This is a genomic window from Mycobacterium sp. E3339, from assembly GCF_001666915.1.
Taxonomy (GTDB): Bacteria; Actinomycetota; Actinomycetes; order Mycobacteriales; family Mycobacteriaceae; genus Mycobacterium.
This window is the reverse complement of record NZ_LZIZ01000020.1, coordinates 1-14,688: the sequence shown is the minus strand read 5'-3', so window position 1 is coordinate 14,688 and position 14,688 is coordinate 1. Positions and strand designations below refer to the sequence as shown.

Below are 14,688 nucleotides of genomic sequence, written 5' to 3'. Positions count from 1 at the left end.
GGCAATGAGCACATCGTTATGGCGCACGGCTTTCGGAGCGATTCTTGGCTGCGCTCTGTGCGTCTTGGTGGCGCCGACCGCAGCTGCCGCGCCGGACCCCTGTTCGGCCAGCGGGTTCGCCGCGGTGGCCAGCGGGGTCCTGAACTCGGCCAGCGGATATCTCGACGGCCATCCCGACGCCAATAACGTTCTGACCGCCGCGGCCGGCCAAACGCCCGCCGACGCGAGGGCTTCGGTGCGTGGCTACTTCCTCGGTCATCCCGGTGAAGCGCTCGATCTCAAGGGCATCGCGCAGCCGCTGCTCGACCTCCGCGGACGGTGCAACACCTCGGTGTCGCCGGACCAACTGGCGGCGTTGTTCGACGCGCTGTCCGGCTAACCACTCGCGCGTCGGCCTAGGGTGAAGGGCGTGGCCCTACCGACACCCTCTCCCACCAGCACCGCCGTCGTGACCGGCGCATCGTCGGGCATCGGCGCCGACATCGCCCGCGAGCTCGCCGACCGCGGCCACGGCGTCACCCTCGTCGCCCGCCGCGAGGACCGGCTGCGCGAGCTGGCCGACGAACTGTCGGGCAGCGTCCGCGTCGAGGCGATCGCCTGCGACGTGGCGGACGCGGCGGCACGCGCGGGCCTCCTCGAGGAGGTCGACCGCCGCGGGCTGACCGCCGACATCCTGGTCAACAACGCCGGCGTCGGCACCATCGGCTCGGTGGCCAAGACGCGCGTCTCCGACGAGATCGCCCAGGTGCGGGTCAACGTCGAGGCCGTCATCGACCTGACCACCCGCGCGGTCCAGCAGATGGTCCCGCGCGGACGCGGCGCCATCCTCAACGTCGGCTCCACCGCGGGGTATCACCCGTTCCCGGGTCAGGCCGGCTACTCCGCCACCAAGGCCTTCGTGAAGACCTACACCGAGGGGGTGCGCGGCGAGCTCGCCGGCACCGGCGTCACGGTCGCCCTGCTCTGCCCCGGGCCGGTGCGCACCGAGTTCCTCAAGAACGCGGGCATGGACGAGCGCACCTTCGCCGACGCCTTCCCGAAGTTCATGTGGATGCCCTCGCGGGACGTCGCGCGGACCGGGGTCGACGCGCTCGAGCACGACCGCGGCACCGTGATCGCCGGGCTGCCGAGCCAGCTGTCCACCCGGCTGTTCCAGTTCATGCCGCGGCGCGTGCTGCTGCCGCTGCTGAAGAACCAGCACCCGGGGCTCAAACGGGACCTAGCCGGCTGAGGGCCAGCGCCGCATCCAGCCCTCCACCGGCAGCGCGAGCGCGTTGCACAGCGTGCAGATGGTGCGATACCAGCCAACGGCCGTGAGCAATTCGATCCGCTGCTCGTCCGAAAGGAAACGCCCCAGTCCTTTCCAGGTCGCCTCCGACCACGAGCCGGTGCGCTCCACCTCGTCCACCGCCTCGATCAGCGTGCGCTCGTCCGGGCCCCACCGTGGGTCGTCGGCGCCCCCGGTCACCAGCGCGTCGCATTCGTCGTCGCTGACCCCGGCGATCGGCCCCCAGAACGCCGCCTGCCCGCCCCACTCGTACTCGCAACCCAGCAGCGCGCAGATGCGCAGGATCGCGATCGTCCGCGTGCGGCCCGGCAAAAGCGCTGAGACATAGAGTGATTCGCCGAGCTTGCGCAGCCGGGTGGCCAGCGCCGGGTGGCGCTGCAGGCAGCGCACCAACAGCAGCGGCTCGTAGGTGCGGTCCGGATGACCCCAGCTGTTGATGCCAGCGGCATCTTCCTCGCTCCACGGCGGGGCGAGCGGAGCGACGCGGCTCACTTGGAGAACACCACGCAGTCGTGCAGGCAACCCTTGGCCGCCTCCGGCGAGTCGGGGTCGGCGTCGCGGTGCAGCAGCGCGCGGGTGGGCACGACGCCTAGGCGAACGGCGTCCCCGGCCTCGGTCACCTCGGCCGTGCCGTCGACGATCAGCGAGTAGCCGCCCGCTTCGGCCGGGGGCCACAGCAGCGTGACGTCGCGGCGCCGGGCCAGATTCTGTTGGGTGCGGCCGCCGATGAGCCCGATGTCGAGCGTGGCCTCGCGCAGCTGCGGCTCGACCGTCACGGTGTGCACGCGGTAGTCGTCGTCGACGGTGACCAGGTAGGCGTACGGGTAGTCGGGAAGAGCGGCGGCGAGCCGCTCGAAGTCCACGCTCTTCTTCGTGCGCATGATGCTCAGGATAGGCCCGGGCCGGGCCGCTACAGCGTGCGCGGAACCCGCGCCGCCGGCAGGCCGAACGTGAGCTGGCCGCTGCTGTTGAAGTGGAAACCGAGGTTTTGCAGCACCTGCTGCCAGGGCGCCAGCTTCTCCACGGCCGCCGACGCGTCGGCGTGGTAGCCGTACATCGCCTCGACGTCCGAGGCCCACATCTGGTCGTAGGCGGCCTCGATGTCGGCGATCGCCGGGGTGTTCTGGCCCAGCCAGTTGGTGGCCGACAACGCCTGCGCCAGCGCGCGGTTGGCCGCGACCACCGCGGGCTGCACGGTGGCCGCCAGCGCCCCCTCGAACGCGGCCGCGACGGCCGAGGCCTGGCTGGACACCGCCTCGGCCTGCGCGGCCGCCGCGCTGAGCCAGCTGACGTAATGCGTGGCGAGCGCCATCATCGCCGCCGACGACGGCCCCTGCCAGGATCCGTTGGCAAGATTTGACGTGACCGAAGAAAACGACGATGCTGACGATGCCAGGTCCTCGGCCAACCCGTCCCACGCTTCCGCGGCAGCAAGCAGCGGCCCGGCTCCGGGACCCTCATAGATTCGTGCCGAGTTGACTTCTGGCGGCAACCACGCAAAATGCGGGCTCGTCACCGGCTCAACTTACCCGGGATTCGGCCGCTTTGGTGGCGTTATTGCGCGGGTACCGGGCAAGTTTGCCGCCCCCGCACCAACTTGCCTGGACGGGCGTCGGTGGGGACGCCGTTCTCCGCGATCACTTGTCCGGCCACGATCGTCGCGACGTACCCGTCTGCGGTCTGGTCCAGGCGCCGCCCCCCGGCCGGCAGGTCGTAGCTGATAACGGGCTTGTGCAGGCGCAACGCCGCGTGGTCGATGACGTTGAGGTCGGCCTTGTACCCGACGGCGATGCGGCCCCGGTCGTCCAGCCCCGCGACCCGGGCGGGCACCGACGTCAGCTCCCGGACCGCCGCCGGCACGGTGAACCGCCCCGATTTGCGGTCGCGCGCCCAGTGCGCCAGGAAATACGTCGAGTAACTGGCGTCGCAGATCATCCCGTAGTGGGCGCCGCCGTCGCCGAGCCCGAGGATCACGTCGTCGCGGTGCAGCAGCTCGCCGACGGTGTCCAGCGAGTTGCCCTGCAGGTTGCTGGTGGCCACCAACAGCATGGCGCGGCCGTCGTCGTCGAGCAGCCGGTCGTAGGCCTCCTCCATCGGTGCCACCCCCTTGGCCCGCGCCCGGGCACCGATGCTGTCCGCCGGGTTCGGCTCGTAGTCCGGGTTGTCGCCCAGCGGGAAGATCCAGTCCCACATCTGCGCCACGTACAGGATCGGGTGGCCGGCGCCGGGCTTGTCGGCCAGGATGCGGGCGCGCACCTCCGGCTTGCGCATCTCGGCGACTCGCTCGGCCAGCGGCAGGTGCGCGATCTCGCGGTAGCTGGGGTAGAGCACGAACGGGTTGGCGGTCAGCTGCAGCCCGATGATCAGGCCGATGGGGCGCGGCAGCAGCTGCGCGGTGATCTGCGGGCCGTCGGAGCCCGCCCGTGAATTCGCCTTCTCGATCATCGTGATGGCGTCCGGCCACGTCGGGTCGCCGGCATTCGCGACAACCAGCGTGAACGTCAGCGGCAGGCCGACGTCCTCGGCCACGTCGAACACCGTCTGCAGCACGGGCTCGTAGCCACCGGCCGGGATGTCCGGCACGAACTGCAGCAGGCCCCCGCCGCCGTCGACGACCCCGCGGGCGATCTCCTCGATCTCCTCCCGGGCGGCGTCGTAACTCGGGATGGGCGAACCGCTTTCGGTCTTGTGGATGGTCAGCCGGGACGACGCGAAGCCCAGCGCTCCGACCTCGACCGCCTCCTTGGCCAGCGCCCGCATCTTGGCCAGGTCTTCGGCGGTGGCGGGTTCGCGGTTGGCGCCGCGCTGGCCCATCACGTAGACCCGCAGCGGCGAGTGCGGCAGGTACGCCGCCACGTCGATGTCACGCTTGCCCGAGTCCAGCGCGTCCAGGTATTCGGGGAACGTCTCCCACGTCCAGGGCAGGCCGTCGGTCATGACCACGCCGGGGATGTCCTCCACCCCGGCCATCACGTCGACGAGCACGTCGTGGTCCTCCTGGCGGCACGGGGCGAAGCCGACGCCGCAGTTGCCCATCACCACCGTGGTCACGCCGTGCGCCGACGACGGAGTCAGGCGTTCCGACCAGATCGACTGGCCGTCGTAGTGGGTGTGCAGGTCGATGAAGCCGGGGGTGACCAGCAGCCCGGTCGCGTCGATCTTGCGGGCGGCGGTCTCGCCGTTGACGTGGCCGACCGCCGCGATGAGGCCGTCTCGCACCGCGACGTCGCCGACGTACGGCTCACCGCCCAGACCGTCGACGATGGTGCCATTGCGGATGATCAGGTCGTACGTCATCCAAACAATCTACGACCGCGCCGGTGGGTCGTGCCAGGATCTAGTGTCGCTGTATGGCCAACACCTCCAGCTCCGATGCCGCCGTCCAAGAACTGCTCCGCGACGCCTTCACCCGGTTGATCGAACACGTCGACGACATCGCCGACGGGTTGACCGACGACGTCGCCGACTATCGGGCGACGCCCGACGCCAACAGCATCGCCTGGTTGCTCTGGCACAGCGCGCGGGTGCAGGACGTCCAGCTGGCCGACGTGGCCGGCGTCGAGCAGGTGTGGCTGCGCGACGGCTGGGTGGACCGGTTCGGGCTGGACCTGCCGCGCAACGACACCGGCTACGGGCACAAGCCCGAGCAGGTCGGGAAGGTCAAGGCGCCCGCGGACCTGCTGTCCGCGTACTACCACGCGGTGCACGAGCTCACTCTTGAATACGTCGGCGGCGTGACCGCCGGCGAGCTGGAGCGGGTGGTCGACACCAACTGGGATCCGCCGGTGACGGCCAGCGCGCGATTGGTCAGCATCATCGACGACTGCGCCCAACACCTCGGGCAGGCCGCCTACGTTCGCGGCATCGCGCCCTAGGGTTTTCCGGCGTGCGCTTCCTGGCCGCGATGCTCCGGGCGGTGCTGTGGCTGGCCACCACCGTCGCGCTGGCGGTCGCGATCCCGGCGGCGTGGCTGCAGCTCAACGTCGTCAGCGAGGGCGGCTACGCGGCGCTGGCCCAGCGGGCCGCGACGGACCGCGCGCTGCAGGCCGCCGCCGCGAATGAACTGACCGGCCGCGCGACGGCGCTCATCGCCGAGCACAGCGGCGGAGGCCGCCCGGTCGACGGCGCGGAGGTGCACCGGGCCGCCGCCGCGTTCACGGCCGGGCCGGCGTTTCCGGGGCTGTTCGCCCGGGCGAACCGGGCCGCGCACCGCTGGTTGTTCGCCGCCGACGGCGCCGGCGAGGCCTGGGAGATCGACGTGGCCCCGATGCTGCAGGACCCGTCGCTGCAGCGGATCCTGAGCAGCCACAACGTGAAAGTGCCTGCGACGCTTACCGTTCCGTTGACCGCATCGCCGCCGCGATCGCTGCGGCAGGGGCAGCTGCGCCCGCTCGCCACCTGGGGCCCCTGGGTGAGCATCGGGGCGGCCGCGCTCAGCGTCGTCTGCGCGGCGCTGACGCTGGCCGTCGCCCGCCGCCGCGGCAAGGCGCTCACCAGCCTGGGCATCTCCGCGCTGCTGGTCGGCGCCGGCGGCTGGGCGGGCATCGAGATCGCCCACCGGTACGTCAACGACGCGCTCAACCGCACCACCGGCGATATCCGCCGCATCGCCGAGGTGATGGTCGGCCGCGCCGAGGCGGGCCTGCACGAATGGCTCAACCTGACGCTGCTGACCGGGGCCGCGCTGGTGGTCGCCGGGGTGGTCGCCGCGATGCTCGGCAGCTTGCGAAAAGGCTTGCCGCCCAAGGCTTGACACCGACGCCGACGCCCGCCCGCGGCGCGCCGCGGTGACCTGGCACAAATCACACGGCGTGCGTTATACAAATCACACAATGTGCGTTACGCTCTGTCGGTGGCGCAGTTGACTTTCCAGCGTGCCCGCACCGAGGAGAAGAAGCGCCAACGTGCGGAGGCACTCGTGGAAGCCGCGCGTTCGCTGGCGCTCGAGACGGGCGTCGCCTCGGTCACGTTGACCGCCGTCGCCAGCCGCGCCGGCATTCACTACTCGGCCGTGCGCCGCTACTTCACCTCGCACAAGGAAGTCCTCCTGCACCTGTCCGCCGAGGGCTGGGTGCGCTGGTCGAACACCGTGTCCGAGAAACTGGCCCAGCCCGGCCGGAAGTCGCCGTCGCAGATCGCCGAGACGCTGGCCGACGCCCTGGCCCAGGACCCGCTCTTCTGCGACCTGCTGGCGAACCTGCACCTGCACCTCGAACACGAGGTGGACGTCGAGCGGGTCGTCGAGGTCAAGCGCATCAGCACCGCCGCCACGCTCTCGCTCGCCGATTCCATCGAGAGCGCGCTGCCCGAACTCGGCCGCTCGGGGTCGCTCGACATCTTGCTCGCGGCGTACTCGCTGGCGGCCACGCTGTGGCAGGTCGCCAACCCGCCGGAGCGCCTCAACGACGCCTATGCCGAGGAGCCGGAAGTGATTCCGCCGGAATGGAATCTGGACTTCGCGTCGGCCCTCACCCGGCTGCTGACCGCGACGTGCGTCGGTCTCATCGCGGAGAAGCCATGATTAGGGGGAAGGACTCGGAGTGCCCATGACGACGACTGAGCCTAGGACCGAGCCGCTGAGGGCGGGCTCGACTGGCGGGGAGGGCGAAAACCTCGCTCCGCAGCGCGCCAAGAAAAAGGGCCTAAAAGGCCTGTTCGCGCGTTTCTGGTTGGTGCTCACGATCGCGGCTGTCGTCGCGCTGTCGGGATTCGTCGTCTACCGATTGCACGGCGTATTCGGCGTTCACAAAGGTTCGTTCGGTGGTGGCACCTCGGGCGAGGTCCTCGACGAGTTCAACGCCAAGACGATCACGCTCCAGGTCTGGGGCCCACCGGGCAGCACGGCAACCATCAACTACCTCGACGAAAACTCCCATCCACAGCAGGCCCTCAACGTGCCCTTGCCCTGGAGCAAAGTATTGAGTTCAACGAAGCCCGGCATCCCGGCAAACCTGGTGGCGCAAGGCGACGGCAGTTGGATCGCCTGCCAATTCGTGGTGAACAAGCACGACGGGAGCGGTGACGTCATCAAGACTCCGAACCGCTCGGATCCCACCCAAACCGTGAACGCCTTCGTCTACTGCCTGGACAAGTCCGCATGAGCGAGCCAGCCGAGGCTGATTTCGCTGCGCCGCCAATCTCGCAGCCGCTGATCCCGCCGTTCCTGCCGCGGATGATCCACCGGCTGGCGCTGCCGATCGTCCTGGTGTGGTTGGGCATCGTGTTCGTCACCAACACCGTGGCCCCGCAGCTGGAGGTCGTCGCCAAAACCCACTCGGTGTCGATGAGCCCGACGGACGCGGCGTCCTTTCAGTCGATGATGAAGGTCGGATCGACTTTCAAAGAGTTCAACTCCGACAACTCGGCCATGATCTTGCTGGAGGGCGACAAGCCACTCGGGGCCGAAGCGCACCGCTACTACGACGAAATCGTCAGGCGCGTAGAGCAAGACAAGAAACACGTTCAGCACGTCCAGGATTTCTGGAGCGATCCGCTGACGGCGGCGGGTTCCCAGAGCCACGACCAGAAGGCCGCGTACGTCCAGGTCTACCTCGTCGGCAACATGGGCGGCGGGCTGGCGAACGAGTCTGCCCTGGCCGTCCGCAAGATCGTGGACTCGGTGCCCGCGCCGCCGGGAATCAAGGCGTATGTGACCGGCGCCGGTCCGCTGTTCGCCGACCAGTCCCACGCGGGTGAGAAGGGCGTCATGCTCGTCACCCTTGTCACCTTTTTGGTGATCATCGTGATGCTGCTGATCGTCTATCGGAAGATCAGCATCGTTCTGATCATGCTGGCCATGGTGTTCATCGAGCTGGCGGCGGCCCGCGGTGTCGTCGCGACGCTCGGTAACTACGGCATCATGGGGCTGTCGACCTTCGCCAACAACATGCTGGTGCTGATGGCGATAGCAGCCGGGACGGATTACGCGATCTTCGTGGTCGGCCGCTACCACGAGGCACGCGGTCTGGGCGAGACCCGCGAGCAAGCGTTCTACACGATGTTCCACAGCACCGCGCACGTCGTGCTGGGATCGGGCCTGACGATCGCCGGCGCGATGTACTGCCTGAGCTTCTGCCGGCTGCCGTACTTCCAGTCGCTCGGGGTGCCGTGCGCGGTCGGCATGCTGGTCGCGGTGCTGGCGGCTTTGACGCTGGCCCCGGCGATACTGACGGTGGCTTCGTTCTTCAAGCTCATGGATCCGAAGCGCAAGCTGCAGACCCGGGGCTGGCGTCGCATCGGCACCGCCGTCGTCCGTTGGCCCGCACCGGTTCTCGCGGTGACCATCGGCATCGCGTTGGTCGGTCTGCTCGCCCTGCCCGGATACAAGACGGACTACGACAACCGCCACTTCCTGCCGGCGGACACCCCGGCCAACGTCGGTTATGCCGCCGCGGACCGGCACTTCGACCAGGCTCGGCTCAATCCCGAGTTGTTGATGATCGAGACCGATCACGACCTGCGTAACCCGGCCGATTTCCTCGTCCTGGACAAGGTTGCCAAGGCGGTCTTCCACATCCCCGGTATCGGCCGGGTGCAGACCATCACCCGGCCGCTGGGCACGCCGCTGGACCACAGCACCCTCGGTTTTCAGATGAGTGCACAAGCCGCGGGTCGGATCCAGACCCAGCACTATCAGGAGGAGCAGGCGAACAACCTGCTCAAGCAGGCGGACGAGCTGAAGAAGACGATGGCCACCCTGCACGAACAGATGCGGGTGACCCAGGACCTCAGCAACACGACGCATGAAACCACCAGGCTCACAAAAGAAACCGTGAAGATCACCGAGGCGTTGCGCGACGACATCGCCAACTTCGACGACTTCTTGCGGCCGATCCGCAGCTTTTTCTACTGGGAGCGGCACTGCTACGACATCCCGGTCTGCTGGGCGCTACGGTCGGTCTTCAACGCGCTCGACGGCATCGACCAGGTGGCCCAGAACATCGTGGAGCTCAGCGCGAACCTGGACAAGCTGGATCGGATTCAGCCGCAGCTGGTGGCGCTCATCCCGCCGCAGATCGAGAGTCAGCAGCGCAACCTCGACACCATCATGTCGAACTACGCGACCACCATGGGCCTCAACGAACAGTCGAAAGCGCAGGCGGACAACGCCACCGCGCAAGGCGACGCCTTCGACAAAGCCAAGAACGACGACACGTTCTACCTTCCGCCGGAGGCGTTCAAGAGCCCGGACTTCGCACGGGGCCTGAAAAATTTCATCTCGCCGGATGGGCACGCCGTCCGGTTGATCATCTCCCATGAGGGTGACCCGGCGAGTCCCGAAGGCATCAGCCACATCGAACCGATCAAGCAGGCCGTGCACGAGGCCATCAAGGGCACGCCCTGGGAGGGCTCCAAGGTCTACCTCGGCGGCACCGCCGCGACCTACAAGGACATGCACGACGGCTCCGACATCGACCTGCTGATCGCCGGAATTGCCGCGGCCACACTGATTTTCATCATCATGTTGGTGATCACCCGAAGCGTCGTGGCGGCCCTGGTGATCGTCGGTACGGTGTTGCTGTCACTGGGCGCCTCGTTCGGACTCTCCGTGCTCCTATGGCAGTACATCCTGGGCATGAAGTTGCACTGGATGGTGCTGGCGATGGCGATCATCCTGCTGCTGGCGGTCGGCTCGGACTACAACCTGCTGTTGATATCGCGGTTCAAGGAGGAAATCCACGCCGGGCTCAGAACGGGGACGATCCGCGCGATGGCCGGTTCGGGCTCGGTGGTGACCTCCGCCGGGCTGGTGTTCGCCGCGACCATGGCCACGTTCATGTTCAGCCCGCTGCTGGTGATGGCCCAAGTGGGGACGACGATCGCGCTGGGTCTGTTGTTCGACACCTTGATCGTGCGGTCGTTCATGACGCCGTCGCTGGCCACCCTGCTCGGGCGCTGGTTCTGGTGGCCGCAGCACGTGCGGCCACGCCCGGCCAGCACCATGCTGCGACCGTACGGACCGCGTCCCGCCGTGCGCGAATTGCTCCTGAGGAACGTCGACGAGCGCCCGCCGGGCGGGGTGGTGCAGCCGCGCTGATCTTCTACGGCGCGCGAATTGTTAAGCCGTTAGGCCCAGTTCCACACCGACATGTCGCCGGGCGGGTATTGGGCGCACACGTCGGTCGACTTGGCGACGACGCCCTTGTTGTTGAAGAACAGCTTCATGTGGTTCGGCCACGCGTACCACAGCGGGTCGTTGTTGTAGAAGTTCTCGGAATACGTCCGGCGGTCCTCGGGCGACAGCGAGTAGAACCAGTGCACCTTGTCGATGGTCGCCTGCTGAACGTTCGGGTGGTTGTTGAAGTCGATCATGTAGCGCTGGTAGTACACCGGGCTGGTGTCGCGGGTGGCCGCCATGATCTGCTCGGCGTCACAGGTGGTGTTGATCATCCTGCGCGGGATCGGGAAGTCCTCGGTGGAATCGGCCAGGGCCGTTTTCGGGAACGCCGTGGCGGCGATACCCAGGGCGAGGACAGCGACGCCTGCACGCAGGCCAGAACTCAGCCGAGACATAGGAACTACGGTAACACTTTTTGGCCGCCGACACAGAATTCCTAGGTCAGCTCAGCATTGGTCCCGATCAGGCACGATGACGTGTGCGGGGTCGGGCCGCAGCTCCGGCGGGGCCTGGCTGTAGTCGCCGAACGGACCGTCGCGGCGCTCGACCGCCGTGCGCACACCCCGGGTCTGGGCGGTGGTGATGAAGTCGAGGGCGTCCGGGGTGTTGCGCATCAGGCCGTCGAGAATGCCGCCGAGCGTCTGCGTGGACGCCAGCCCCATGTTCTCGTAGGCCTGGTTGACGATCAGCTTCTGCGCCTGCAGCTGCGACAACGGTATCCGGGCCAACTCGGCGGCGACCTCCGCGACCCGCGCCTCGAGCCGTTCGAACGGCACCGCCTCGTTGATCAGCTCGATCTCGGCAGCCTGCACCCCGGTCAGCGGGCGCCCGGTCAGCGAATGCCACTTGACCTTGGCGAAACTGAGCCGGTAGAGCCACATCCCGCTCAGGTACGCACCCCACATCCGGCTGTACGGGGTGCCGATCACCGCGTCGTTGCTGGCGATGACCAGGTCGGCGCACAGCGCGTAGTCGCTGGCCCCACCGACGCACCAGCCGTGCACCTGGGCGATGACCGGCTTGGAGGCGCGCCAGATGGCCATGAACTTCTGCGTCGGCCCGGTCTCGCGGGAGCTGACCATCGCGAAGTCCTTGCCCGGGTCCCATCGACCGTCGGTCATCATGGCGTCGCCCCAGTGCTGGAAGCCGCCGCCGAAGTCGTAGCCGCCGGAGAACGCCCGGCCAGCGCCGCGCAACACGATGACCTTGACGGCCGGGTCGCGCTCGGCCAGCCCAATCGCATCCTCGATCTCGTCCGGCATGGGCGGCACGATGGTGTTGAGCTGCTCCGGACGGTTCAGCGTGATGGTGGCAACCGCGCCGGCCGTGGTGTACAGCAGCGTCTCGAAGTCGGGTGTCGGCATGGCTTCCCTAGGGGTCGGGCTGACGGTTTTCCGGTGACGACGCGTAGATGCGGTCGCCGATCTTCAGGTAGGGCGTCGTCAGGTAGGCCGACATGACGATCAGGCCGGAGAAGATCAGCGCCACGCAGACGGCGTTGGGCCAGAGCCGGCCCGTGCCGATCGCGAAGCACACGGTGCCGATCGCCGCGGTCGCCCAGTAGAACCGCCGGCCGGCGCGGCGGTCGCCGATGAATCGGTAGCGTGCCTGCGCCGCCGAAACGAGGACGAAGATCAGCCCGGTCGCCAGCAGGGTGAGTTCGATGCGTTGGGTCGCTGACACGCCACGATCCTATGGGCCCAGCATCCGCCAGAGGAACGAGTAGGTCAGGGCGGACTTGAACGCGACCTGTTCGTTGTCGGCCGCCCCGGCGTGACCGCCCTCGATGTTCTCGTAGTAGAAGACCCGGTGCCCGGCGGCCTGCAGCGCCGCCGTCATCTTGCGCGCGTGCCCCGGATGGACCCGATCGTCGCGGGTGGACGTGGTCATCAGCACCGGCGGGTAGTGGCGCGTCGCCGAAATGTTCTGGTAGGGCGAGTATTCGGAGATGAAGGCCCAGTCCTGCGGGTTGTCCGGGTCGCCGTACTCGGCCATCCACGACGCGCCGGCGAGCAACAGGTGGTAGCGCTTCATGTCCAGCAGCGGCACGCTGCAGACCAGCGCGCCGAATCTCTCCGGGTACTGGGTCAGCATGATGCCCATCAGCAGGCCGCCGTTGCTGCCGCCCTGCGCGCCGAGCTGGTCAACGGTCGTGATGCCGCGTTCCACCAAATCGGTTGCCACCGCAGCGAAATCCTCGGCCACCTTGTGCCGGCCCTCGCGCATCGCCTGGGTGTGCCAGCCGGGCCCGTATTCGCCGCCGCCGCGAATGTTGGCGAGCACGTAGGTGCCGCCGCGGGCCAGCCACAGCCGGCCGAGCACCCCGCTGTAGGCCGGCGTGTTGGACGATTCGAAGCCGCCGTAGCCGTACAGCATGGTCGGGCCGGGGCCGCGCGCGTCGGCGGGGCGCACCACGAAGTAGGGGATCGGCGTGCCGTCCTGCGAGGGCACGAAATGCTGTGCCACCGCCATGTTTTCGGCGTCGAAGAAGGCCGGCGCGGACTTGATCCGTTCGAGCGGGCCGGGGCCGGTGCCGCGCATGAGCCGCGACGGCGTGACGAATCCGCTGGAGTCCAAGAAGAACTCGTCGCCGGTGTCGTCGGCGGTGACCACGACGGTGTTGGTCGCATCCGGGATGCCCGGGATCGGCTCGCGGCGCCAGTTTCCTGGCGTGACGATTTCCACGCGGCTGGCCACGTCGGCGAGGGTGACCATCAGCAGGTGGTCGCGCGTCCAGGCGTAGTGATTCAGCGCGGTGTGTTCGTCGGGTGCGAACACAGGAGTCAATTGGGCTGTGCCTGCGAGGAATTCGTCGTAGTTGGCCGCGAGCAGGGCGCCGGCCGGATAGCTGTCGGCGCCGTAGAACCATTCGGTGCGCAGCTCGATCAACAGCCATTCGCGGTGTATCGACAGGCTCGCGTCGGTGGGGGCGTCGATCCGGATCAGCTCGGAGCCCCGCAACTCGTAGACCTCTTCGTTCCAGAAGTCGAGGGCGCGCCCGAGCAGGGTGCGCTCGAAGCCGGGGGTGCGATCCACCGACGCCGATACTCGGACGTCGGTGCGGTCGCCCTCGAACACGGTCTCGGCCTCGGTCAGCGGCGTGCCCCGGCGCCACCGCTTGATCACCCGCGGGTAGCCCGAGTCGGTCAGCGAGCCGTCGCCGAAGTCCGTGCCCACCAGCACGGTATCGAGGTCCATCCAGCTCAGCTGCGACTTGGCCTCCGGCAGCTGAAATCCGTCGTCGAGGAATTCCCTTGCCGTCATGTCGAATTCGCGCACGACGGAGGCGTCCGAGCCGCCCCGGGACAGCGCGACCAGGGCGCGGGTGTACTCGGGTTCGATGACGCCGGCGCCGGCCCACACCCACTTCTGATTGTCAGCGCGCCCCAGTTCATCTATGTCGATCAGCACGTCCCACTCCGGGGAATCGGTGCGGTAGCTGTCCAGCGTGGTGCGCCGCCACACGCCGCGCGGGTTGGCGGCGTCGCGCCAGAAGTTGTACAGGTGCTCGCCGCGGCGGACCACGTACGGGATGCGGGCGTCGGTGTCGAGCACCTCGAGCGCCTCGGTGCGCATCCGCTCGAAAGCCTCGTCGCGGAACTCGGCCAGCGTCGGTTCGTTGCGCGCGCGCACCCAGTCCAGGGCCTCGTCGCCGGTGACATCCTCGAGCCACAGGTAGGGGTCTTGCGGGTCCTCGGGGGTGGCGGCGGCGTGTGACGTCATGGCTGCCATTGTGGCCCGCGGCGGTACTGTGAGGTGTATTACACAGGCGAGACGAGGAGCGCAGCAGATGACTGTATTCGCACGTCCGGGTGCTGCCGGGGCGCTGATGTCGTACGAATCCCGGTACGAGAACTTCATCGGGGGCCAGTGGGTCGCCCCGGCGGCCGGCCGCTATTTCGAGAACCCCTCACCGGTGACCGGCCAACCGTTCTGCGAGATACCGCGCTCCGACGAGACCGACGTGGACAAGGCGCTCGACGCCGCCCACGCGGCGGCCCCGGCCTGGGGCAAGGCCGCCCCCGCCGAGCGGGCGGCCATTTTGACCAAGATCGCGGACCGCATCGACGAGCACACGGCGGCGCTGGCCGTCGCCGAGGTGTGGGACAACGGCAAACCGGTGCGCGAGGCGCTGGCCGCCGACATCCCGTTGGCGGCCGACCATTTCCGGTATTTCGCGGCGGCGCTGCGCGCGCAGGAGGGTTCGCTGTCCCAGATCGACGACGACACCGTCGCCTACCACTTCCACGAGCCGCTCGGCGTGGTCGGGCAGATCATTCCG

The 14,688-nt window shown here is 68.3% G+C and carries 16 protein-coding genes; 8 read left to right on the top strand and 8 right to left on the bottom strand.

Annotated elements, in window-relative coordinates:
• The first annotated feature begins 67 nt into the window (after positions 1-67).
• The gene (locus A5702_RS01070; RefSeq protein WP_231964954.1) at positions 68-379 is read left to right on the top strand and encodes a heme-binding protein; all 312 of its coding nucleotides are present in this window, start codon (positions 68-70) and stop codon (positions 377-379) included.
• Positions 380-409: 30 nt separating this feature from the next.
• Positions 410-1,231, top strand: a complete 822-nt coding sequence (locus tag A5702_RS01065; RefSeq protein WP_055400719.1) for an SDR family oxidoreductase — start codon at positions 410-412, stop codon at positions 1,229-1,231.
• Here the strand turns inward: A5702_RS01065 and A5702_RS01060 are convergent.
• The 4 genes from A5702_RS01060 to A5702_RS01045 are packed head-to-tail and all read right to left on the bottom strand — an operon-like array spanning position 1,220 to position 4,585.
• Positions 1,220-1,780: a carboxymuconolactone decarboxylase family protein gene (locus A5702_RS01060; RefSeq protein ID WP_055400664.1), complete on the bottom strand. Its 561-nt coding sequence runs from the start codon at positions 1,778-1,780 to the stop codon at positions 1,220-1,222. The two genes, A5702_RS01065 and A5702_RS01060, sit on opposite strands and share 12 nt — an antisense overlap.
• Positions 1,777-2,169, bottom strand: coding sequence for a hypothetical protein (locus tag A5702_RS01055; RefSeq protein ID WP_055400666.1), 393 nt, complete (start codon positions 2,167-2,169; stop codon positions 1,777-1,779). The genes A5702_RS01060 and A5702_RS01055 overlap by 4 nt, the downstream gene beginning before the upstream one ends.
• A gap of 29 nt (positions 2,170-2,198) precedes the next feature.
• Entirely contained in the window at positions 2,199-2,804 is a 606-nt protein-coding gene (locus tag A5702_RS01050) for a PPE family protein (protein ID WP_082459749.1), read from the bottom strand.
• Between the two features lie 38 nt (positions 2,805-2,842).
• Positions 2,843-4,585, bottom strand: a complete 1,743-nt coding sequence (locus tag A5702_RS01045; RefSeq protein WP_068217492.1) for an amidohydrolase family protein — start codon at positions 4,583-4,585, stop codon at positions 2,843-2,845.
• A 53-nt stretch (positions 4,586-4,638) separates the two neighbouring features.
• Here A5702_RS01045 and A5702_RS01040 point away from each other — a divergent pair, with 53 nt between their 5' ends.
• The 5 genes from A5702_RS01040 to A5702_RS01020 all read left to right on the top strand — a co-directional run bounded on the left by A5702_RS01040 (position 4,639) and on the right by A5702_RS01020 (position 10,325).
• Positions 4,639-5,163, top strand: a complete 525-nt coding sequence (locus A5702_RS01040; protein ID WP_067816640.1) for a mycothiol transferase — start codon at positions 4,639-4,641, stop codon at positions 5,161-5,163.
• 11 nt (positions 5,164-5,174) lie between these two features.
• On the top strand, positions 5,175-6,041 hold the full coding sequence (locus tag A5702_RS01035; RefSeq protein ID WP_068217490.1) for a hypothetical protein: 867 nt from the start codon (positions 5,175-5,177) through the stop codon (positions 6,039-6,041).
• A gap of 81 nt (positions 6,042-6,122) precedes the next feature.
• The gene (locus tag A5702_RS01030) at positions 6,123-6,809 is read left to right on the top strand and encodes a TetR family transcriptional regulator (protein ID WP_156349447.1); all 687 of its coding nucleotides are present in this window, start codon (positions 6,123-6,125) and stop codon (positions 6,807-6,809) included.
• A 25-nt stretch (positions 6,810-6,834) separates the two neighbouring features.
• Complete coding sequence (locus A5702_RS01025) at positions 6,835-7,389, top strand: MmpS family transport accessory protein (RefSeq protein ID WP_055400723.1); 555 nt, start codon at positions 6,835-6,837, stop codon at positions 7,387-7,389.
• The gene (locus tag A5702_RS01020) at positions 7,386-10,325 is read left to right on the top strand and encodes an RND family transporter (RefSeq protein WP_068217487.1); all 2,940 of its coding nucleotides are present in this window, start codon (positions 7,386-7,388) and stop codon (positions 10,323-10,325) included. Before A5702_RS01025 ends, A5702_RS01020 begins: the two co-directional genes overlap by 4 nt.
• A gap of 29 nt (positions 10,326-10,354) precedes the next feature.
• On the opposite strand, the gene A5702_RS01015 is transcribed toward A5702_RS01020, so the two are convergent.
• Genes A5702_RS01015 through A5702_RS01000 form a run of 4 tightly spaced genes read right to left on the bottom strand, consistent with a single transcriptional unit; the run spans position 10,355 to position 14,129 of the window.
• Positions 10,355-10,801, bottom strand: a complete 447-nt coding sequence (locus A5702_RS01015) for a DUF5078 domain-containing protein (protein WP_055400678.1) — start codon at positions 10,799-10,801, stop codon at positions 10,355-10,357.
• A 51-nt stretch (positions 10,802-10,852) separates the two neighbouring features.
• Positions 10,853-11,770, bottom strand: a complete 918-nt coding sequence (locus A5702_RS01010; RefSeq protein WP_068217484.1) for a crotonase/enoyl-CoA hydratase family protein — start codon at positions 11,768-11,770, stop codon at positions 10,853-10,855.
• A 7-nt stretch (positions 11,771-11,777) separates the two neighbouring features.
• Positions 11,778-12,089: a hypothetical protein gene (locus A5702_RS01005; protein ID WP_055400682.1), complete on the bottom strand. Its 312-nt coding sequence runs from the start codon at positions 12,087-12,089 to the stop codon at positions 11,778-11,780.
• A 9-nt stretch (positions 12,090-12,098) separates the two neighbouring features.
• A complete protein-coding gene (locus A5702_RS01000; RefSeq protein WP_068217481.1) occupies positions 12,099-14,129 on the bottom strand; it encodes a prolyl oligopeptidase family protein in 2,031 nt (676 codons plus the stop codon).
• Between the two features lie 67 nt (positions 14,130-14,196).
• On the opposite strand from A5702_RS01000, the gene A5702_RS00995 reads away from it, so the two are divergent.
• The coding region (locus tag A5702_RS00995; protein ID WP_156669435.1) for an aldehyde dehydrogenase family protein at positions 14,197-14,688 on the top strand (492 nt) is incomplete at its 3' end.

Excerpts from the sequence above, each read along its gene's own strand:
- A5702_RS01055 (WP_055400666.1), bottom strand. The coding sequence starts at position 2,169 with ATGCGCACGAAGAAGAGCGTGGACTTCGAGCGGCTCGCCGCCGCTCTT.
- A5702_RS01045 (WP_068217492.1), bottom strand. The coding sequence starts at position 4,585 with ATGACGTACGACCTGATCATCCGCAATGGCACCATCGTCGACGGTCTG.
- A5702_RS01040 (WP_067816640.1), top strand. The coding sequence starts at position 4,639 with ATGGCCAACACCTCCAGCTCCGATGCCGCCGTCCAAGAACTGCTCCGC.
- A5702_RS01025 (WP_055400723.1), top strand. The coding sequence starts at position 6,835 with ATGACGACGACTGAGCCTAGGACCGAGCCGCTGAGGGCGGGCTCGACT.
- A5702_RS01020 (WP_068217487.1), top strand. The coding sequence starts at position 7,386 with ATGAGCGAGCCAGCCGAGGCTGATTTCGCTGCGCCGCCAATCTCGCAG.
- A5702_RS01015 (WP_055400678.1), bottom strand. The coding sequence starts at position 10,801 with ATGTCTCGGCTGAGTTCTGGCCTGCGTGCAGGCGTCGCTGTCCTCGCC.
- A5702_RS01010 (WP_068217484.1), bottom strand. The coding sequence starts at position 11,770 with ATGCCGACACCCGACTTCGAGACGCTGCTGTACACCACGGCCGGCGCG.
- A5702_RS01000 (WP_068217481.1), bottom strand. The coding sequence starts at position 14,129 with ATGACGTCACACGCCGCCGCCACCCCCGAGGACCCGCAAGACCCCTAC.